This window comes from Pseudogracilibacillus sp. SE30717A (assembly GCF_037071985.1).
GTDB lineage: Bacteria > Bacillota > Bacilli > Bacillales > Amphibacillaceae > Pseudogracilibacillus.
In genome coordinates this window covers 322,745-343,325 of sequence record NZ_JAXHDF010000002.1, presented here as the reverse complement: position 1 = coordinate 343,325, position 20,581 = coordinate 322,745, and the positions used below count along the sequence as shown (strand labels likewise).

Here is a 20,581-nt window from a genome sequence, read left to right as displayed (position 1 = left end):
AACTCAATTAAAAATATAATGGAACAAAATGAAAGAGCGATTCTCATTCTTCACCTTAACATAGGCAGCAAAATATTTTCAACCGACTTCTTACGTTTTTTATTGATAAAAGCATCTGTGACTGCATAACTATTTCTTAAGGCTCATGTATTAAAAGGAAAGTAATGGTATTCTGAGTATTAGTGAGAAGGGAGGGGAAAGATTGAAGGCGAGAGTGAAAAGAAGTACTGGTATGATGGGTGGATTAGCAAAAGTTTCTCTGTTCGTAGATGATAAGGAAGCTACAAAATTGAGTAATGATGAAGAATTTATGATCGTATCCAATAAAGAAAGTGTACGCGTGAAAGCGAAACAATGGTTTTTAGGTAGTAAAGAGGTCGAGGTTAAAGAAAATGAAGCAATCGAGATCAGGATAAATTCATTTCTTACACTCTTTTATCTCGTTGCATTTATACTTCTTTTTTTATCGGGAATGAGTGTAACTCGTGAACCGAAGTTAATTTTTTCCGTATCGGCATTAGTTGTTATTTTAATCATAATATTTATTTCCACCCGGTCATGGTTTGTTATGTTAAAAACATCGGGAACTAATTCGGATAGGACATAGTCTAACATTATGTCCTATCTTTGTTTATTTGATCTGATATTGCTTTTTTAGCTAGTTGATCAGCATGATAATTTTGTTTACTCGGAATCCATTTGATAAAAAAATAAGGAAATGTATTCGTCATTTTAATTATGTTTTCTAATAAAGGTTTGAACTGTCTGTTTTTACAATGATTCTTTTCGATCGCATCAACGACCGTCTGTGAATCGGAATGAAAAGATAAAATTTCACTAGGGAATTTTACAGTGCAAATTTCTAATGCTTTTAATACGGCATGGAATTCTGCTTCATGGTTAGACATGACCCCAAGAGGATAGGCGTATTTATATTGTTTTCCGTTTGCTTTTATATAAACGCCAGCACCACTAATACCTGGGTTCCCACGAGAGGCTCCGTCAGTATATACTTCAATCAAACGTAAAATCTCCTTTGCAACACTGATCATTTACTACTACCATAGTATAAATTTTGTTTTTTACCAAATACTAAGAATTAAAAAGAGGTGTTTGGTATTTTATGGAACAGTTAAAGGCATTCGGAATCAAATTTATTGGAGTAGGGATTATTACATTTGGAATTTTTGGGATATTTTCAAATGCTACGATCACTCGTTTATTAATCATGACATTGGTTATTTCAGGAATTATTTTCATCGGGGATCTTTTTATTTTACCAAGAATGAATCAATTAGTTGCAATTATTGGGGACCTAGCTCTTTATTTTGCTCTTTATTGGGTGTTAGGAAATTTTGTCGTAGGTAATGTAACCCCTGTACTATTACCTGCATTTGCTGCAGCTTATTTAGCGACAGCAGGTGAAGCAGTTTTTCATATTTATATGATGGACAGGATACATGAGCCTGATCGCGGAGCACCTACTCCGACTAGGTTTCAGACGGAATTTGCCGAAGAATCCGATCCTGAGATAAAAACAAAGAGGGAAACGATAGATAACGATCGTTAACTTCAAGGAGAAGAGCATTGCAATTTCTAATGCTCTTTTTTTAATATGAACTATATTTTATTGAGTAGTTCGCCGGAAAGGTGTAAAATGATATTCTGCTATTTTGGAGAACAGGGATGCATTATTAGGGACCATATTAGATGATTTATTCGTTCCTAAAACTGTTTTAGTAAAGATAAGTTTATTGAAAAATAGTTTAGCGATGTATATCTTCGAAGCATTTTTAATCTGCATGACATTGTTTGTCTTATATAATAAGATCAGCAGAAGAAGTATAATAAAAATAGGTGCTAAAGAAAGGAGTAAACGATATGTCATCGTTTAATTATGAAATTATTGAAACAATTGCTGTTTTGTCGGAAGGTTCGAAGGGATGGACTAAAGAATTAAATTTAATCAGTTGGAACGGACGTGAACCAAAATATGATATTAGAGATTGGTCCGAAGATCATCAGAAGATGGGAAAAGGAATTACATTAAGCACAGAAGAAGTGGAAAAGTTAAAAGAAGCATTGCAATCACTAACATAAGAAGATATGTGTTGAGGAGACATCTAGTAATAACGACTAAGTTTGTTTCCATCGTTGTTCACCTTCTTTTGACTAAACATATAATATATCTGTTAACTAAGTTTTCGTTATGTGTAATGAAATATTTTTATAAAAAGGTATAATAAAGGATAGATGTGAAGGAGGACTTTTAATGGAATACAAATATGAACTTAGTAGCTTAGTAACCATTCCTAAAGATATTGAAAAAATTAAAAACGGTAAAAAGACCGCTCAACGCAGAAGTAATCGATTTGGAAATATCGGTGATACATGGGAAGTTGATGGGGAAATATTTATGCTTGAAAATGTGTATCAACAGAGGCTAGGGGATGTCACAGAACAAAACGCCAAAGAAGAAGGCTTTAATAGTTTAGAAGAATATAAAGAGGCAATAACTTCAATTCATGAAGGTGCTGTTTGGACTCCAAATCTTAAAGTATGGGTTCACGAATTTAAAAAAGCTTCTTAATAACTTGCTCATTGTGATAAACAATGTAAATAGGAAAGTATGATACGTTAAAAGTGTATCATACTTTCATTACTAATTTCTTACCCATTTAAAATAGTTCCACCGTTAACGTGAATGATTTGGCCGGATACATAACTCGAGTCGTCACTTGCTAAATAGACATAAGCCGGAGCTACTTCACTTGGTTGTCCCGGTCTTTTCATAGGGGTGTTCGCTCCAAAATGTCCTACTTTTTCTTCTGAGAAGGAAGCAGGGATAAGAGGTGTCCAAATAGGCCCTGGGGCAACTCCATTAACACGTATACCATTAGTTACAATATTCTCAGATAATGACCTCGTAAATGCTGTGATCGCTCCTTTAGTCGAAGCGTAATCAATTAAATCAGCACTGCCTCCATATGCAGTAACCGAGGACGTATTAATAATTGTACTCCCTTTATTCATATGTGGAAGGGCAGCTTGTGTTAAATAAAACATACTGAAAATGTTCGTTTGAAATGTCTTTTCTAATTGTTCACTGGAGATATCAAGAAAGTCATTTTTAGGATGCTGTTCTCCAGCATTATTAACGAGAACATCGATTTTATTAAAATGAGCTAAAGTTTTAGTAACAACTGATTTACAAAATGCTTGATCCCCAAGATCACCAGATATTAATAAACATTCACCTTTCTCATCTTCGATTAGTTTTTTTGTTTCTTCCGCATCTTTGTCTTCATTTAAGTAAACAACGACAACTTTTGCTCCTTCTCTTGCAAAGTGCAGACTTACGGCTCGACCAATCCCACTATCACCACCAGTAACAATTGCAACCTTATCTTTTAATTTGTCACTTCCTTTATAGTCTTGACAAATATATACAGGACGAGGCTCCATTTCATGTTCAAATCCGGGTTGACGGTCTTGTGTTTGGGCCGGCGGAGTAATGCTGCCATTATTTTTATTTGTATCTGTCACTTTTTCCTCCTCCTCAATTCTCATTTCTAACAATGTACCCATTCGGAATCAAACTAAACATGACTTAGACTGAATAAAGAAGGGATTACCAACATCCGCACTTATATATATCAGTTGAATCAATAGATAATAATGCAAGTAAAAAAGCCCATGAACATGATTGTTGTTCATAAGGGCTTTAGATCACTCTTTTGGATAGGCATAAATAACATACCGATCAGGTGCACTTCCTACAAATGAAAAAGGATAGCAAGTTGATACAGTTAAATATTCATCTTTTCTGGACGGATCGATCACTGTGCGATCATCCGCATCTACGATTTCATGGTCTTCAATAACATAGATGAACGTCCCATGTTCCATTTTAATATGCAATTCATCACCATGCTCCAGTTCACCGAATTGTCTAAACACCGTATCACGGTGTCCGGATAATAAGATTTGTTTATTCTCTCCCGGGAAGCCAGTATCTTTATAATGACCGACTCCTTGAGCTAACTCTTCTTCATCCGTTCCTTCGATAATTGGAATTTCTCTATCGAGACGAGGAATATAAAATAACCCGACTGTATCCCCAGTTTGAATTTTTTCATAGTACTTACTTAAGTCTTTTCCTGCTGTTTGTATGACTTCTTCAGAAATGATAGTTTTAGCTTCTTTTAAGCGTTTTCCTTCATTTATATATGAATCTAATAATTGATAGCCTCCATATAAAAGGAATGAGGCACCAACAATAATAAAAAGCCAAGAGAGAAATCGAAACACAATCGTCACCTCGTCTATATCATTACCATTATTTTACTCAGTTTTAGTTTGGAAAGCAATGATATTTATATCTGACAAGGTTAAAACTAAAACTATCTCTATTTAATGGGCTTTTTGGGTATAAAAGTCGAATGAATCCATCGCTAATGTTATTCCTTGTGAGAATGCTGCTCCACCTTTTAATGCGGCACAAATACCGATCACTTCCATTATTTCTTTTTCTGTTGCACCGTGTTCTGCAGCCCCTTTTGTATGATAAATAATACAATATTCGTCTTGTGTACTTATACTAATCGCCAATGCAACTAATTGTTTGTGTTTTGCATTAATTGTACCTTCTTTAAAACATGAGTTTGTAAATGCGAAGTATTCTTTCATGACCTCAGGCATTCTCTGTTCGGCACGGCTACTCCCTTGTTTAAAGTCCATTATCGTTTGGTCAAAATAATTAGCTGGTTCCACATCATTTAAATCCATCTTTATTCCTCCAATACTATTACATATTCTTAATTTAGTATTAAAAAGAATGAAAAAAACATACATAGAATTATATGGAAGGTGCAAAGATAAAAAATAGCTATGTTTAACATATTTTATTTTAGGAACAATAACAATGATTATTTGTAAGGAGTGGAAAAAATGAACCAACATGAAATTAGAGAAAATATTGAAAAGGTACTTCATGAAAGTCAGATTGGCACAATGGCGACTGTCAAAAACAATAAGCCATACTCAAGGTATATGACGTTTATGCATGACGATTTAACGTTATACACTGTAACAAGTAAGGAGACAGACAAAGCTGAGGAATTAGAAAAAAATCCTTATACCCATATCTTACTTGGATACGAAGGAGAAGGGGTAGGGGATGATTATATTGAATATCAAGGAAAAGTATCCATTAATAATTCTCAAGACATGAAAAACAAGCTGTGGAATGATTCTATGAACCATTGGTTTGAAGGTCCAGAAGATCCTAATTATGTCGTATTAGAAGTTGAGCCGATGGAAATTCAATTAATGAATAAAAAAGATTTCACTCCAAAAGAGTTGGAAATCTAATATGAATTTTTGTAGTTGTAATAATCCAAGAACTTGAAACGAAATCTTTTTGGGAGGTTGGGACAAAACGAAATAGTAGATAGGAAACACGAACAATATCTCAAGTTAGCGAAAGAAATATACGGAGACTCCTGCCAGAAGAAAAGCCTCGATAAGACACTAAAAAGGCGATAAATATCGAAAGATTACAGACTAAAACCGCCCTTTGCGGGCAACGTCTGTATACCCCTTGCCGGGGCAGGAGGCTTATCAGCGAGCAGCGGTTAAGGAGACACTATGAAAGCAAACGATAGTGCGGCTTGAATAGATGTCGCTCTTATACCAGGGGTGAAAGCGAAGTATATTTCTGTAGCGACTATTATTAACGTAATTATTCGTGTTTCAATAATTCTTTCTAGCTTATGTCCCAGCCCCAATCCTTCATTTGAAAACTTAATCTTATTTTATTTCTCAAATGAATCTCACCTAGATTATACTGTGTTGTTTATTTGGGGCAGAAGCATCTATTGATCTGTACATGGTACAATTGGCTCTGCCTCTTCATTTATATATATCCATGTCTAAATGCTCTATCGTTTACTTCGGATACATTTCTATATGTATATGGAAACGACACTCGTTTCATTCCCATCAAAATCCTTTATCTGCCGTTTTTAATTATGGACATTCAAATTACAAGATTCTTAATATTGTGGAGTTGTTTTCTACCTTTTTACCAAGAAAAGTCGGTATTTATACTATTATTCGACTAGTAAATGAGGCGAAAAACAACAGAAAAGTTTTAATTTTAAATGACGTTTAGAGTAAGATAATTTAGGTTATACCTTTCTCAAAGGAAAAGTAAAATGAATTAATGTGTACCTAGAGGGTATCCAAAATGAATGGATAAGTGATGATTAGATATTCTTGAAAGTATGTTTGGTAATACATTCGTGGATATCCAAGTAGAATAGTGCGTGAATTAACATTCTTATTTGCTATTATAACTTATCTTTGTATTATTGGAGGCCTTTAAATTGATAGATAGAAAGAAAACTGTGGTCATACTATTAATTTTTGTTATTTTTATTGGATGTACGAACAATTCAAGTGGTGAAGATAAATCACAGCAGGAAACAGAAATAAGCGAAAAACTGGCAAAAGTTGAAATCACAATACCGAAAGAGTTTTTACAGGACGAAAATTATAAAGAAATGATTCTAGTGGCAAAAGATGATGGGGTAAAAGAAATAACCAAAAATAAAGACCATTCTATTACAATTACCATGTCGGAAGAACAACATAAAGTAATTTTAAATGATTTGGAAATAGAGATGAAAAATACAATTGAAGAAATAGAAGATAACGATGATTTTCCATCTATCCAAAAAATTATACCAAATGAATCATTCACAGAATATATATTGGAAGTCGATCGAGAATTGTATGAAGATAATTTTGATGGATTCTCAGTTATGGGTCTCGGAATGTCTGGGCTGTTCTATCAGTTATTCAATGGGAAAAAAATTAAAAATAGTGTAATAATTATCTATGTAAAGGACGGATCAACTGGAGAGATTTTTGATAAAATTCCTTACCCTGAAATGTTAGAACATAGAAAATAGTAATTATTTAATTTAATAACTAGCTTAAAATGAGGTTTTCATCCTATATATTTTTTCCTAAGATCCCTGTATACTAACAAATGGATCAATGTATAGGAGTTGGACAGATGCGAAGATGGTTACTTTTTTGTTTTACTATTATTTTATTACTAGGAGCATGTCAATCTAAAGATACATTTACAGGGAGAGAAGGGGAAGAGATGACTTGGGTTCATGAAGAGTCAAACATGAATCTAGTAGAAGAAAATGGCCCTGTAATGGTAAAAATAAGCAATCTCCGTGTTGGAAATTTAAAACCGGCTGATGAAGATAAGGCTGCTTTTGATAACAAAGAGAAAGTAACGCTCGTTATGATCGATTTGAAATTAAAGAATACTGTTGATGAGGATGTTGTATTATCTATTAACGAAGCGTTTCTAACTACGAATACAGGAGAAGCTATCGAGGCAGATAAATTGATTTCTGAATTAGTTGGAGATCCTTTTTTTGGAAAAGGAGAGAAAGAGGGTAATATTATTTTTGTTTTAGATACTCCTGCAGAAGAAATTAATGAGTTAGATCTTGTGTTACCAGGTTCAGAAATGCTTGAGAGTAACGAAATTTTTGACGAAATAGAGTTGAATTTTCTGTTTAATTAGCACTTTTACTTTTCTTTCGTTATTTGTTATGAGAAAATATACGTATAAATAAATTTAATCTTAAATGTGAAGTGAATCACAAAGTATGAGAAAGTCTAAAGGAGAAAGTAAATTGAAGATAGGAATAGATAAAATTGGATTTTATACACCACATCTATATGTAGATATGAATAATTTAGCAGTAGCGCGAGGGGTCGAACCAGAAAAATTCACTATTGGAATTGGACAAGATGAGATGGCGATTGCACCATTGACACAAGACCCAGTTACGTTAGCTGCAAATGCAGCATTACAAATTTTAGATGAAAATGATAGAGAAAAGATAGATTTTGTCATGTTTGGTACGGAATCTGGAATCGATCATTCAAAATCAGCGGCAATATATGTTCATGAATTACTTGGGCTTTCCCCACATGCACGTTCCATTGAAATGAAGCAGGCATGTTATGGCGGAACAGCAGCAATTCAATTAGCAAAAGGGCATATTGCATTAAATCCAGAAAGTAAAGTACTTGTTCTTGCTTCTGATATTGCTCGATATGGGTTACAAACATCTGGTGAAGTGACCCAAGGAGCGGGTGCAGTAGCTGTGCTTATTAGCGCTGAACCTGGCGTCTTGGAACTTGAAAACATTAGTACATTTTTAACGAAAGATATAATGGATTTTTGGCGGCCAACATACTCGGATGTTGCTTTTGTAGATGGGAAGTTTTCGAACGAACAATATATGGCTTTTTTCTCTGAGGTTTGGGAGGAATATAAGAAAAAAACAGATTTAACTATTAGTGATTTCGAAGCGATTTGCTATCATTTACCTTATACAAAGATGGGGTTAAAAGCTTTACGCACGATTTTGGACGAAGGATCGGAAGAAGTACAGAAGCGGTTATCTGAAAATTTTCAAGCTAGTACATTGTATAGCCGTAAAGTAGGAAATATTTATACAGCATCTCTTTACTTAAGTTTGATTTCCTTACTTGAAGAGCAAGATCTAGAAGCGGGATCACGAATTGGATTATTTAGTTACGGTTCTGGTGCAGTTGGAGAATTTTTCTCAGGTATATTGCAGCCTAATTATCGTGAATTTTTATCGGTTGATACACATAAAGATAATTTTAATAGCCGAACAGAAGTTACAGTTACTGAATATGAATCTATTTTTCAAAAAACATTACCTATAGATGGATCAACAATGGAATTAGATACTTCTCAAGATCCGGCTCCTATTTGTCTTAGTGGTATAAAGGATCATGAACGCCAATATATAAATAAACACAAGTAGAAGAGGAAGAATCAGTGTAAAAGCTGATTCTTTTTTATCCATTTAAGGAGAGAGATAGAAATGGAATTTCCGATGGTTAGCCAATGGAACAAGGGCATGTTTATTTAATGATTCACAGATAAACCGTTATTTCTTCTCTTGCACGTGAAATAAAAAACTATCGAGATTTAGTTGACAGTATAAGATTCTGACTTACATATTTTTAGACAAGGGGAAAATATTAATGAAAAAGATCGTACAATTTATATTAACAGGAGTGCTTCTTCTCGGATTATTTGGTTGTAATTTGGAGTCACAATCGACTATAGATGAAAATCGATTATCAGAAGAAGTAACATTAATTGAAAATCTTCAACATATTGAACATTTTCGCAAAGGTGCTTTAGAACATATACTAGAGGGAGAGTTAAATCAAAAGGGCCAAGCAGTTGGATTTCATTATGATCAGTTGCCAACTAAAAAGGGAGAAATTGTCGAGGGTTCTAAGACAGAGCCAGATGAATTTGGTGTATTTGAAGCGAAAGTGATTGTGAGCGATGTTGAGAAAAAATCAAACGGGGGAAAATCGACCTTTTTTCCAGATGAATGGGATACTCAAGATGTAGTCGATGCAATTAATGAGGCATATGATGAGAGGGTATTTATCTCAGGGAATACATATGAAGGATTAACAACTGAAGGGGTAATTATCCGAATGTACTTGGACAGTAATGAAAAAATCATTTCTGCATTTCCGATTTATGAAGGAGGTTAAGTATGTATCAAATAAGAGAAGTAGAGTTAAGAAATGGGTCTCAGTACAAAAAACGACTGGTTATTGAATTTAATGATTCGAAGATGCAAATAGTCGGTGAATTTTTAATGGCTGATGCCCCAATAATTGGCGGACAAATTTTAAAAGATATTGACAATGTTTTAGAGGGCAAGCGAGATTTCATAGAATCAAGCGGAAATCGCACTCATTTGATAATTGGCCCTGAATATACAAAAATAGAAGATTTATTTGATTTTGTAGAGGAAGTTAGTAAGTATCCAACTTTTGACATAAAAACTAAAATGTTGCGTGAACTTATTATTATGTGGTTTGCGGAACTAAATAAAAAATGATGAGAGTGGGACAAAACAAAATAGTAGAGATGTTAAACACGAACAATCTTTCTGTAGCGACTATTATAAACGTAATCATTCGTGTCTCAAAAATTTTTTCTAGCTTTTGTCCCAACCTATTTATGATTTACCGTGATGCTCATGGAATACATACTGGAAAGCTCAATATACTCCAATGATAATATAAGCTAAGTTTCGATCCATACTTATTAGTTTACCTCGATCATTTAATCGATTTATCTTTCGGTGCTATCCAAAAGACAACAACTATAGCTGCAATAAGAACTAGAAACGGTGCAAAAAATATAATAAATGTAGCCATTTAGTTCACCTCTTATAAACAGATTTTCCGCGTACATACTCTTTATTAAACAAAAAGAGCCGAAGCAATAAGTATAATGATGGAAGCAATAAACCTAGTCCCAATACAAATGCTATGATTAAAGAAATTGCCATCGCTTCATTCGTAAAGCTGTCATAGATCGTTAAATATGGATATAGTAAATAAGGGTAATGGGATAATCCGTAACCGTAAAACGCAAATGCAAACTGGCCGACTAATAACCAAAAAGCAAAACCGTAATTTCTTTTCTTCCACAATAACCAGACAGTTCCTAAAAAGAGAATAAATGAAATAACAAACATCCAGCTTAATCTAAGAATGTGTTCAAAATGTTCGGGGTTGTGAAAATGTAACCAGTAAATAATCCCGCCGGCAGTAATGATGGTCGGGAATGCCCAAATGAGCGCATATTTTCTCATTAAATTTGTAGCAGCGACATCATTCGCTTTATGTGCATACCATGTTAGAAAAACAGCTGAAATATAAAGAACAGCTGTAATACTTAAAAGAACGATACTCCATGTCAATGGATTGATAAATAATGCAAAGTAATCTAATACCGGTTTGTTGTCAACAAGAAAAACGAATCCGCCTTCTGAAATAGTAAGGACAATAGAAAGAGAAGCTGGTAGTAACAAACCTGACAACCCATACATAAATGAATATCCCTTATGCCCTCTGGCTCCGTATGTTTCGAAAGCATAATAAGAACCTCTGATTGCCAGTAATAAAATAGCAATACTGACAGGAACGAGTAGGGTAGTTCCATAGTAATAAGCTGTTTTTGGAAAAAATCCGACAATTCCTACGAAAAAGAATACGAGAAAGACATTCGTTACTTCCCAAACAGGAGAGAGATAACGTTGGATAATATTTGTTAATCTATGTTTTTTATCTGTAATTAAATTGTACGCATTAAAAAATCCCGCTCCAAAATCAATGGATCCCACAATAATATATCCAAATAAGAAGGTCCATAAGACGCTGATTCCGAGAATTTCAATTGAAAAATTCATGTCTCCACCCCTTGATTTTCTGCTTCTCGTTCCTCTAATTCATGCTCAACAGGATTGCTCTTAAACATCCGTTGTAAGACAACTACTGATCCGATTCCTAAAATAAGATACAGACATGAAAAAAGAATGAGCATCAAATCAACCTGATTACTGGATGTTGCAGCTTCTACTGTCCGCATATAACCGCGAAGTATCCAAGGCTGTCTGCCAACTTCTGCAAACCACCAACCTGTTTCAATTGCTATAATTGAAAGTGGACCTCCAAAAACAATAAGCCAATTAAACCAATTCTGTTTTACGATTTTCCATTTTCTTTTTACTCCTATCCAATAAACAAGTGCCAATAAAGTCATCCACATACCTACAGCTACCATAATATTGAATAAATAATGAATATACAGGGGAGGAATTTCGTCTGCTGGAAATTGATCTAATCCAGTCACCTCTGCGTAAGGACTGTTATGTGCAAGAATACTTAACGCATAAGGAATTGAAATACCATACTTTGTTTCTTCCCCCTCTAAAATTCCGAACAATACTAGTGGGGCACGTTCTGCTGTTTCAAAATGCCACTCAGCTGCAGCGAGTTTTTCTGGCTGGTATTCCGCTAAATATTTTCCGGAAAAATCACCAATTAACGCGGTTGCAATGGAAAAAACTAATCCGATTTTCATTGTTAAATAAAGAGCTTTTTTATGATATATATGAGAAGAACCTCTAATTATCCTGAAAGCCGCGATGGATGCGAGAATAAATGCAGCGGTCATAAATGCAGATGACACTACATGGGCGACTTTTGTTGGCATCGCGGGGTTAAACATTGCGGAAATTGGATTCACATTCACTAATTCCCCATTTACAAGCTCAAATCCTTGCGGGGCGTTCATGAAAGCATTGACAATGGTTATGAATACTGCTGAAAATGCAGCCCCGAGAGCAACCGGCACTAGAAAAAGCATATGTTTTCGTTGATCCTTAAACCTGTCCCATGTATATAAATAGATTCCAAGAAAAATTGCTTCAAAAAAGAAAGCGAAAGTTTCCATAAACAGAGGCAATGCTATCACATTTCCAGCAAGTTCCATAAAGTTCGGCCATAGCAATGATAGTTGCAATCCAATTGCGGTTCCAGTTACAACACCGACAGCCACGGTAATTACAAACCCTCTAGCCCATCTTCTCGCTAATAATATATAATGTTCATCATTCTTCTTAATACCAACCCATTGGGCAATCATAATCATTAATGGGACACCGACTCCAATCGTTGCATAAATAATATGAAAGGAAAGTGTCAGTTCTGTTAAAACCCTGCTGTAAAATACAGCATCTTCATTAATCAAATGTTTAGCTCCTTTCAATTAAAAAATTCTGCTCAGTATAGAAATCAACATAATCATAGCGATAGAAAAACTAAGCCAAACTAATTTTTGCTCATGTTTTTTATACATAAAAACACCTCTTCTTATTTATTCCCATAAATATTAAATTCATGTTTCATATTGAACTAGATATGTAAAAAATAGGCGATTAATAGAGACAAGGGAGAAAGTCATGGTAAGATAGAAGGAGGAAAAATTATAATTTACATAAAAACATATATACAAAAACGTTTATTATATGCATGAAGGAGCTGGTAACAATTGAAGTTTTTTCATACAGCTGATTGGCATTTAGGGAAACTGGTTCAAGGTGTTTATATGACAGAGGACCAAGAATATGTATTAAAGCAATTTATAAATTTTATTAAAGAAGAAAAACCAGATGCTGTCATTATTGCTGGGGACTTATATGATCGAGCTGTACCCCCGACCGAAGCGGTGCAATTATTGAATCATGTATTGGATGAAATAGTATTGGAACTGAATACACCTGTACTAGCAATTGCAGGGAATCACGATAGTCCAAGCCGGCTTCATTTCGGAAGCAAAATTATGATAGAGAAAGGCTTTCATATTGCAGGTCAACTGGAGAGTGAGATCAATACGGTTATTTTAGAGGATGAGTATGGAGAGGTACATTTTCACCTAGTGCCATATTGTGATCCGAGTGTTGTCCGGAATATTCTCGAAGACGATTCCATTAAATCACATGATGATGCAACTAATAAATTGGTTGAAAAGATTCAATCTACTTTAGTTCCCCAAGCAAGGCACGTTTATGTGGGACATGCTTTCGTTACCCCATTTGGGGAAAAACAAGAGAATACAAGTGAATCTGAACGACCTTTATCTATCGGTGGTGCTGAACATGTAAATGCCCAGCATTTTGAGTGCTTCGATTACACAGCACTTGGTCATTTACATCAAGGACATTATGTACATAAGGAAAACATCCGCTATGCAGGTTCACCATTAAAATACTCTGTTTCCGAAGAACATCATAAAAAAGGGTTTTATATTGTTGAGATGGATGGAGAAGGAAAGACGACTGTTGAAAAAAGATTACTTTCACCTAGACGTGATCTGCGGACGGTTGAGTCCAATATAGAAGAGATGTTAACGTATCCGATTAATGAGGACTATGTGTTTGTAAAACTCACCGATGAAACTCCAGTATTATCAGCAATGGAAAAAGTCCGTTCCGTATTTCCAAACGCAATGCACGTAGAGCGAATGTATGATGGAAACATTCAAATGAAGACTGCAACAGAGGTAAAACCACGCAATGAATTAACAGACGTTGAATTATTTGCTGCATTTTATAAAGAAGTAACTGGATTAGAAACGAGCGAGGCAACAGAAGAGGTATTCAAAGAATTATTAGATGAATTACTTAAACTTGAAAATGAAACATTAGAAATAGCGAAAAAAGAAGCGGCGGCATCAAATTAATTAGGGAAAGGAGTGGATAAAAATTGAAACCATTACAACTTACGATGAAGGCTTTTGGTCCATATAAAGATACAGAAACAATCGATTTTCGCTCATTAGAAGATCATCGTCTATTTGTTATCTCAGGAGCAACCGGCGCTGGGAAAACAACTATTTTTGATGGTATATGCTTTGCTTTATATGGCACTGCCAGTGGAACAGATCGCGATAATACAGCGATGTTGCGGAGTCATTTTGCAGACGATGATACCCATACATCTGTGGAATTAATTTTTGAATTACATGGACGTATATATCGAGTCTTGCGACAGCTTGGCCATGTAAAAAAAGGAAATAAAACAAAGACCGGAGAACGGTATGAATTTTTTGAAGTCATCGATAATGAAACAGAAGTACCTTGTGTAGACCGCCAAATCGTTTCTGAAATTAATGATAAATTAGAAGCAATTATTGGTTTAACACAAGATCAGTTTAAACAAATTGTGATGTTACCTCAAGGAGAGTTTAGAAAGTTATTAACATCCGAAACAGAGAATAAGGAAGCAATTTTACGTAAATTATTCAGGACAGAACGTTATAAATTTATGAATCAACTTTTAAAAGATAAAAAAGATAATGTCGAGCAACAATTTAGACATGAGAAGCAAATGTTGGATCATCATATCCAACGTATTCATTCTTCATTGGAAAAACGAGAGGACTCTACATTATTCCAATTTTTGGAAAGTGAATTTTATAATATGGAACAAGTAGTCCAAGGATTAGACGAAGAAATCATCTACTATCTAGAGAAAATTCAGGTTGATGAAAAAAACTATGAGAATTCATTAAAATTATATGAGGAAAAACAGGGGTATTTGCATAAGGCAATCACGATTAATGAACGATTTTCGCTGTTAGATCAAAAAAATGAGGAATTAACACAGTTAAAAAGAGAAAAAGTAACGTTTCTCCGTATGGAACGTCAGGTAGATGCGGCTGAACGGGCAAATAAAATTGAGCCGTATGAAAAACAAGTTGCTGACCGTAGAAATGAGCGCACTGAACTGGAAAAGAAAGCGAAAATTGCTGCAACAGAATTAGAAAAAGCAAAGACCCATTTAGAACAGACACAAACTGCATACAAGACAGAAGAACAAAAAGAATCACGGCGTGAACAACTAAAAAATGAATTAACTAAATATAATGAGTTTTTACCTATTATTCAAGAAATAGATCAAGCTAGAAACCAATTAGAACAATTAACAAAGACTATTGATCAAACGACAGTTGAATCGAATAGGCTAACTCACGAATTGAAAGAAAAGGAAACAGCAGTAGAAGACATAAAGAAAGAGATAGTTCAAAAGGAAATGAAAGTTATAGACCGTGGGAAAAAGCAAGATGAACGATTTAAGTTACTGGATCAATATCGTATTCTTGATGAGTATTTAAAAACTTGGAAAACACAACGTCTATTGCAAGCGGAATTAGAAGAAAAGGAGAAATTTTATAAGTTAGCCGAAAGAAGATATAAAAAGCATGAAACGATTTGGTTCAAAAATCAGGCTACTGTTTTAGCTAGTCATTTGACAAACGGAGATGCATGTCCAGTCTGTGGAAGCACTCATCACCCTAGTAAAGCAACTTTGGATGAAGATCATATAACTAAAGAAGAACTTGATGAGATAAAAGCAGATTTGGATGGAAAACAACTTGCCTATCAAACTATATTAACTAAATCACAAAACAATTCAGATGAATTAAAACAAAAAGCGCAAGCGGTATCTGAAAATAATATCTCACTTGAACATGCGGAAAGTGAAATGGAAAATGTACTTGAAAAAGGAAAAAAATTAAAAGCAGAAATTTTGCAGATTGATCATATAGCGGAACAACTTACAAAAGATAAACAGAACCTTTCCAAGTTAGAAACAACTATAAAGGAATCAAGATTAGAAAAGGAAAAGGCAGAAGCGCATGTTTCTAAATTACGTACCGAATTTGCACAGCTAGATGCAACGTTTAAAGAGCGGTTACGAAATATCCCAGATGAAATGCAAGATTTAGCCGTATTACAAGTTAAACTTAATCAGACTGAAACAGAGAAAAACAAATTAGAAAAACGTTGGCAAGAAGTTCAAGAACAATTAAAACAAGCTGATAAAACATATACAGAAGCTAAATTACATGTAATCCACATTGGAAATCAGTTGGAAAACGTTCAATCCATTGTTACCAAAGTAGAAGATATGTTTAAAGAGTATTTAAACGAAGCGCAATTTGATAGTGAAGAAGCATACAAACAGGCAAAACTGCCAATAAATGAAATTGAGTTACTTAAAAAAGAGATTGAATTGTATAAACAGAAGACGGTAACTGTTACTAAGCAAGTAGAAGAGTTAACAGAGGAATTGAAAGAGAAAGAGCGAGCAGATGTTGAATCAATACAAGAACAATTAAAAGAATTGAAGGGTGCATACGAGGCTGCTTTGGAACAATTAAATCGTTCAAAGAAATATAATGAGACCGCAACTAATATAAAAGAAAGTATTTATAGTGTACGAGAAAAAACTGCAATTCTTGAAAAGAAACTAACAACAGTAACTGACTTATATGATGTATTACGTGGACAAAATGATAAGAAAATTTCATTCGAAAGATATTTGCAAATTGATTATTTAGATCAAATAACAAATGCGGCAAATGAACGATTCAGGACGTTAACAAATGGACAATTTTATTTAGTTCGCAGTGAAAGACAAGAAGCACGTGGAAGGCAGAGTGGACTAGCAATTGATGTATATGATGCATATACTGGTCAGACGAGAGATGTAAAATCATTATCAGGTGGGGAGAAGTTTATCGCATCATTATGCCTAGCACTTGGAATGTCAGATGTGATTCAAAGTTTTCAAGGAAGTGTTTCGATGAAAACGATGTTCATTGATGAAGGTTTCGGCTCATTAGATGAAGAATCTTTACATAAATCTATCGATGCCTTGGTCAGTTTACAAGAGACAGGACGTATGATCGGAGTTATCTCACATGTAGAAGAATTAAAAACGGTTTTTCCAGCAATGCTCGAAGTAAATAAAAATAAAGAAGGATACAGTAAAACTAGATTTGTTTTGAAGTAAGAGGATCGAAATTTCTATTATAAAAAAGCGGGGACTAACACTTTATCAAAAAAAAGACGAACAATGATAGCTTCGAAATATACTACGTTTTCCAAGATTACGCTAAGATTTCTGTTGCTCCTCGTATCTGAGTTGCTACAGAAATCTTGGGACTCGTGGGACTGCCTTTTAACCAACTAGTAGTCTACGTATATTTCCTAAGCTTATCTAATATATTGTTCGTCCTTTTAGTTGCTAGGTCTAGTTATGTCCCAGCTTCTTTATGAAAATTATTTATTTTTCCACACTTTTTCATTGATCAATGTGGGTGGTTTGTTGCCATTTAAACCAGCAAGTAAATTTTTACAAGCTAGCTTCGACATAGCAAGTTCAGTCTCATAAGTAGAAGAGCCGATATGTGGTAGTGTTACAACATTTGGCATATCAAGCAATGGATTGTCTGGCTGTATAGGTTCCACCTCAAATACATCCAAACCTGCCGCGGCAATTTCATTACTTCGTAAAGCAGAAATTAAATCTTTTTCAACAATAGTTTGGCCTCGTGAACCGTTAATGAAAATAGCCGTTTCCTTCATCAATGAAAATTCTCGTGCACCAATCATTCCCCTTGTTTCTTTTGTTAACGGAGTAATAAGCAATACGTAATCTGATTCAGCTAATAAATTCTCTAAATTTTTATATGTAGCATTGTACTTTTCTTCAACTTCTTGTTTTTTTGTACGACTATGATATAAGATATCCATATGAAAACCATGGTGTGCTCGATGGGCGATCGCTTGCCCAATCCTTCCCATTCCTATGATACCCAATGTTTTATGATGTACATCTACTCCATAAAACTCAGCGGTCAAATCACCTTTCCACTTTCTTTCTTTTACATATTGATCTAACTCAGGAATACGTCTAGCTGTAGCTAGAAGAAGTCCGAACATAGTGTCGGCAACTGTATCTGTTAATATATCAGGTGTATTTGTTGCCATAATATTTCTTTTAGTCAACTCTTCTACGTCTAAATTATTGTATCCAACTGATACATTGCTGACAATTTTTAAATTTGGAGCTAAATCCAATAATTGTTTATCTACGTTTAAACCGAGGCCAATGATACCTTCTGCCTCTTTTAGTTTTTTAACAAACTCTTCATTCTCCGTAGAAATAATATTATAAAAGCAAGAGACATCCGCATGTTTCTTTAATTCATCTAATGCCTCTTGTTCTAAACGATTTGCAACGATTACTTTCTTTTTCATCGTCTTCCCTCACTTCCAATAGTTTAAAAAGAAAGGAGGCTGGGACGAAAGCATAGCTACATCCCTGTGACGTGCCCGCATTTAGCCGATGAGGAGTCAACGTATAGTTCCTCCGCTTAACTATCATACGGTTCGTCCTTTCAGTAGTTAGCTTTATTCATGTTCCAGCCTCTAGTCTTTTATCGTAATTATGCCAAAACTTCCCTGATTTTTTCGAGCGCCCAGTCAATTTCTTTCTTTTCAATTACTAACGGTGGGGCGAATCGGATGACATTATCATGTGTTTCTTTACATAATAAGCCTTTATCCTTTAATTTTTCACAATAAGGACGTGCAGATTCGGTCAATTCCATTCCAATAAATAAACCTTTTCCGCGTACTTCTTGAATAATTGGGTTCTCCATTTTTTGCAATTCAGTTTTAAAATACTCGCCAAGTTCCAGAGAGCGTTCTGCTAACTTTTCTTCTACTATAACGTCAAGTGCTGCGATAGATACAGCACAAGCGAGTGGATTTCCACCAAAAGTAGACCCGTGAGAACCTGGGTTAAAGACACCGAGAATATCTTTATTAGCAACGACACATGAAATAGGGAATACTCCGCCACCTAATGCTTTCCCAAGAATAATAATATCAGGGTCAACATTTTCCCAATCACAAGCTAAAAACTTACCACTTCGTCCTAGTCCAGCTTGGATTTCATCGGCGATAAATAACACATTATTTTCTTTACAAACATCGTATGCTTCTTTTAGAAATCCTTCAGGTGGAATATTCACTCCAGCTTCCCCTTGGATCGGCTCGAATAAAAATCCGGCTGTATTTTCCGTTATTGCTGCTTTTAACGCTTCTACATCACCAAAAGGGATTACTTTAAACCCTGGAAGCATAGGGCCAAATCCGCGTTTGTTGTCGGGATCAGAAGATAAAGAAACTGCGGCCATGGTCCGTCCATGGAAATTATCTACACATGCAATAATTTCAGCTTGATTTTCAGCAACACCTTTAACATCATATGCCCAACGTCTCGCTGTTTTGATCGCTGTTTCAACTGCCTCTGCACCTGTATTCATAGGGAGAGCCATTTCTTTGTTGGTCAGTTTACAAATTTTTTCATACCAAGGTCCGAGCTGGTCGTTATGGAAAGCACGTGAAGTAAGTGTTACTTTATCTGCTTGTTCTTTAAGGGCTGAAATTATTTTCGGGTGACGGTGTCCTTGATTTACGGCAGAATAAGCACTTAGTAAATCCATATACCGATTTCCCTCAGGATCTTCCACCCAAATGCCTTCCGCTTTATGTACAACGATGGGTAGCGGTAAATAATTGTTCGCCCCATATGTATCAGTTTGCTGAATAACTTGTTCACTTGTTTGTACCATAAGATCCCTCCGTAAAAATATTTATAAATTTATTCTAACAATTTATTCACAATTATGCCCTGTATCCATGTTTTCACAAGTGTTTTAAATGAATTTGCCTTATGTACATGGTATAATGCTTATCGTACAATATTTACGGTAAATATTCTAGTAGAATAAAATAAAAAGAGGGGAGAATCTGTTATGGCTCATTTACATATCACAGCATGGCTTATTGCTTTCATCTTGCTTTTTGTTGTTACATCTTTTTATAAACAAGGGAAAGCAAAACCAGGAAAAATTTTGCATATGATTTTACGACTTGATTATTTAATCATTTTGTTTACTGGTATTAGCTTGTTCTTACAGTATAGTAATATTTCTGGTGAACTTATCATTAAAGTACTTGCAGGATTATGGGCGATCGCTTCCATTGAAATGATTACTGTAAAAACAAATAAGGATAAACCGACAAAAGCTTGGTGGATTCAGTTTGTTATAGCCGCTGTAATCGCAATTGTTCTAGGATTCGGACGATTACCTTTAGGAGTCTTACCATAAGAATTTTGGGATTGTGCTAAAAGTTGTATGGGGAACCATGGAATGGTATAAGTGAATTCTCCATTCCACTTCTTAGACAATCCCTTTTTCATT

Annotated in this window: 22 protein-coding genes; 13 read left to right on the top strand and 9 right to left on the bottom strand. The window is 34.8% G+C overall.

Going from position 1 to position 20,581, the window contains the following annotated elements:
• Positions 1-202: 202 nt before the first annotated feature.
• A complete protein-coding gene (locus SPD48_RS04495; protein ID WP_336256865.1) occupies positions 203-607 on the top strand; it encodes a hypothetical protein in 405 nt (134 codons plus the stop codon).
• Between the two features lie 7 nt (positions 608-614).
• On the opposite strand, the gene SPD48_RS04490 is transcribed toward SPD48_RS04495, so the two are convergent.
• Positions 615-1,022 (bottom strand): reverse transcriptase-like protein, encoded by a 408-nt coding sequence (locus tag SPD48_RS04490; RefSeq protein WP_336256864.1) that lies wholly within the window; start codon positions 1,020-1,022, stop codon positions 615-617.
• Positions 1,023-1,123: 101 nt separating this feature from the next.
• Between SPD48_RS04490 and SPD48_RS04485 the strand changes: the two genes are divergently transcribed.
• From SPD48_RS04485 to SPD48_RS04475, 3 genes are all read left to right on the top strand, one after another.
• Positions 1,124-1,570, top strand: a complete 447-nt coding sequence (locus SPD48_RS04485) for a DUF2512 family protein (protein WP_336256863.1) — start codon at positions 1,124-1,126, stop codon at positions 1,568-1,570.
• Between the two features lie 311 nt (positions 1,571-1,881).
• Positions 1,882-2,100 carry a YdbC family protein gene (locus tag SPD48_RS04480; protein WP_336256862.1) on the top strand — a complete coding sequence of 73 codons (219 nt, stop codon included), beginning with the start codon at positions 1,882-1,884 and terminating at the stop codon, positions 2,098-2,100.
• A 172-nt stretch (positions 2,101-2,272) separates the two neighbouring features.
• Positions 2,273-2,590 carry an ASCH domain-containing protein gene (locus SPD48_RS04475; RefSeq protein ID WP_336256861.1) on the top strand — a complete coding sequence of 106 codons (318 nt, stop codon included), beginning with the start codon at positions 2,273-2,275 and terminating at the stop codon, positions 2,588-2,590.
• Between the two features lie 80 nt (positions 2,591-2,670).
• Here SPD48_RS04475 and SPD48_RS04470 read toward each other — a convergent pair whose 3' ends face one another.
• From SPD48_RS04470 to SPD48_RS04460, 3 genes are all read right to left on the bottom strand, one after another.
• Positions 2,671-3,546 carry an SDR family oxidoreductase gene (locus SPD48_RS04470; RefSeq protein WP_336256859.1) on the bottom strand — a complete coding sequence of 292 codons (876 nt, stop codon included), beginning with the start codon at positions 3,544-3,546 and terminating at the stop codon, positions 2,671-2,673.
• Positions 3,547-3,729: 183 nt separating this feature from the next.
• Positions 3,730-4,311: a class D sortase gene (locus SPD48_RS04465; protein ID WP_336256858.1), complete on the bottom strand. Its 582-nt coding sequence runs from the start codon at positions 4,309-4,311 to the stop codon at positions 3,730-3,732.
• Between the two features lie 102 nt (positions 4,312-4,413).
• On the bottom strand, positions 4,414-4,788 hold the full coding sequence (locus tag SPD48_RS04460; RefSeq protein ID WP_336256857.1) for a carboxymuconolactone decarboxylase family protein: 375 nt from the start codon (positions 4,786-4,788) through the stop codon (positions 4,414-4,416).
• A 162-nt stretch (positions 4,789-4,950) separates the two neighbouring features.
• Here SPD48_RS04460 and SPD48_RS04455 point away from each other — a divergent pair, with 162 nt between their 5' ends.
• From SPD48_RS04455 to SPD48_RS04430, 6 genes are all read left to right on the top strand, one after another.
• A complete protein-coding gene (locus SPD48_RS04455) occupies positions 4,951-5,373 on the top strand; it encodes a pyridoxamine 5'-phosphate oxidase family protein (protein WP_336256856.1) in 423 nt (140 codons plus the stop codon).
• A gap of 1,016 nt (positions 5,374-6,389) precedes the next feature.
• A complete protein-coding gene (locus SPD48_RS04450) occupies positions 6,390-6,977 on the top strand; it encodes a hypothetical protein (RefSeq protein ID WP_336256855.1) in 588 nt (195 codons plus the stop codon).
• Between the two features lie 107 nt (positions 6,978-7,084).
• A complete protein-coding gene (locus SPD48_RS04445; protein WP_336256854.1) occupies positions 7,085-7,615 on the top strand; it encodes a hypothetical protein in 531 nt (176 codons plus the stop codon).
• A gap of 112 nt (positions 7,616-7,727) precedes the next feature.
• Positions 7,728-8,897: a hydroxymethylglutaryl-CoA synthase gene (locus SPD48_RS04440; RefSeq protein ID WP_336256853.1), complete on the top strand. Its 1,170-nt coding sequence runs from the start codon at positions 7,728-7,730 to the stop codon at positions 8,895-8,897.
• Positions 8,898-9,120: 223 nt separating this feature from the next.
• Positions 9,121-9,651: an EndoU domain-containing protein gene (locus tag SPD48_RS04435; RefSeq protein WP_336256852.1), complete on the top strand. Its 531-nt coding sequence runs from the start codon at positions 9,121-9,123 to the stop codon at positions 9,649-9,651.
• Positions 9,652-9,653: 2 nt separating this feature from the next.
• Positions 9,654-10,004 (top strand): hypothetical protein, encoded by a 351-nt coding sequence (locus SPD48_RS04430; RefSeq protein ID WP_336256851.1) that lies wholly within the window; start codon positions 9,654-9,656, stop codon positions 10,002-10,004.
• Positions 10,005-10,227: 223 nt separating this feature from the next.
• On the opposite strand, the gene cydS is transcribed toward SPD48_RS04430, so the two are convergent.
• The 3 genes from cydS to SPD48_RS04420 are packed head-to-tail and all read right to left on the bottom strand — an operon-like array spanning position 10,228 to position 12,706.
• Positions 10,228-10,326 carry a cytochrome bd oxidase small subunit CydS gene (cydS, locus tag SPD48_RS19905; RefSeq protein WP_442962105.1) on the bottom strand — a complete coding sequence of 33 codons (99 nt, stop codon included), beginning with the start codon at positions 10,324-10,326 and terminating at the stop codon, positions 10,228-10,230.
• 5 nt (positions 10,327-10,331) lie between these two features.
• On the bottom strand, positions 10,332-11,363 hold the full coding sequence (locus SPD48_RS04425) for a cytochrome d ubiquinol oxidase subunit II (RefSeq protein ID WP_336256850.1): 1,032 nt from the start codon (positions 11,361-11,363) through the stop codon (positions 10,332-10,334).
• Positions 11,360-12,706, bottom strand: coding sequence for a cytochrome ubiquinol oxidase subunit I (locus SPD48_RS04420; protein WP_336256849.1), 1,347 nt, complete (start codon positions 12,704-12,706; stop codon positions 11,360-11,362). The genes SPD48_RS04425 and SPD48_RS04420 overlap by 4 nt, the downstream gene beginning before the upstream one ends.
• Before the next feature lie 300 nt (positions 12,707-13,006).
• Between SPD48_RS04420 and SPD48_RS04415 the strand changes: the two genes are divergently transcribed.
• Both SPD48_RS04415 and SPD48_RS04410 read left to right on the top strand, forming a co-directional pair.
• Entirely contained in the window at positions 13,007-14,197 is a 1,191-nt protein-coding gene (locus SPD48_RS04415; RefSeq protein ID WP_336256848.1) for an exonuclease SbcCD subunit D, read from the top strand.
• Between the two features lie 23 nt (positions 14,198-14,220).
• On the top strand, positions 14,221-17,316 hold the full coding sequence (locus SPD48_RS04410) for an SMC family ATPase (protein WP_336256847.1): 3,096 nt from the start codon (positions 14,221-14,223) through the stop codon (positions 17,314-17,316).
• A 269-nt stretch (positions 17,317-17,585) separates the two neighbouring features.
• On the opposite strand, the gene SPD48_RS04405 is transcribed toward SPD48_RS04410, so the two are convergent.
• Positions 17,586-18,566 carry a 2-hydroxyacid dehydrogenase gene (locus tag SPD48_RS04405; RefSeq protein WP_336256846.1) on the bottom strand — a complete coding sequence of 327 codons (981 nt, stop codon included), beginning with the start codon at positions 18,564-18,566 and terminating at the stop codon, positions 17,586-17,588.
• 188 nt (positions 18,567-18,754) lie between these two features.
• Positions 18,755-19,948, bottom strand: a complete 1,194-nt coding sequence (locus SPD48_RS04400; RefSeq protein WP_336256845.1) for an ornithine--oxo-acid transaminase — start codon at positions 19,946-19,948, stop codon at positions 18,755-18,757.
• A gap of 183 nt (positions 19,949-20,131) precedes the next feature.
• Between SPD48_RS04400 and SPD48_RS04395 the strand changes: the two genes are divergently transcribed.
• Positions 20,132-20,488, top strand: a complete 357-nt coding sequence (locus SPD48_RS04395; protein ID WP_336256844.1) for a YisL family protein — start codon at positions 20,132-20,134, stop codon at positions 20,486-20,488.
• Positions 20,489-20,581 lie beyond the last annotated feature (93 nt).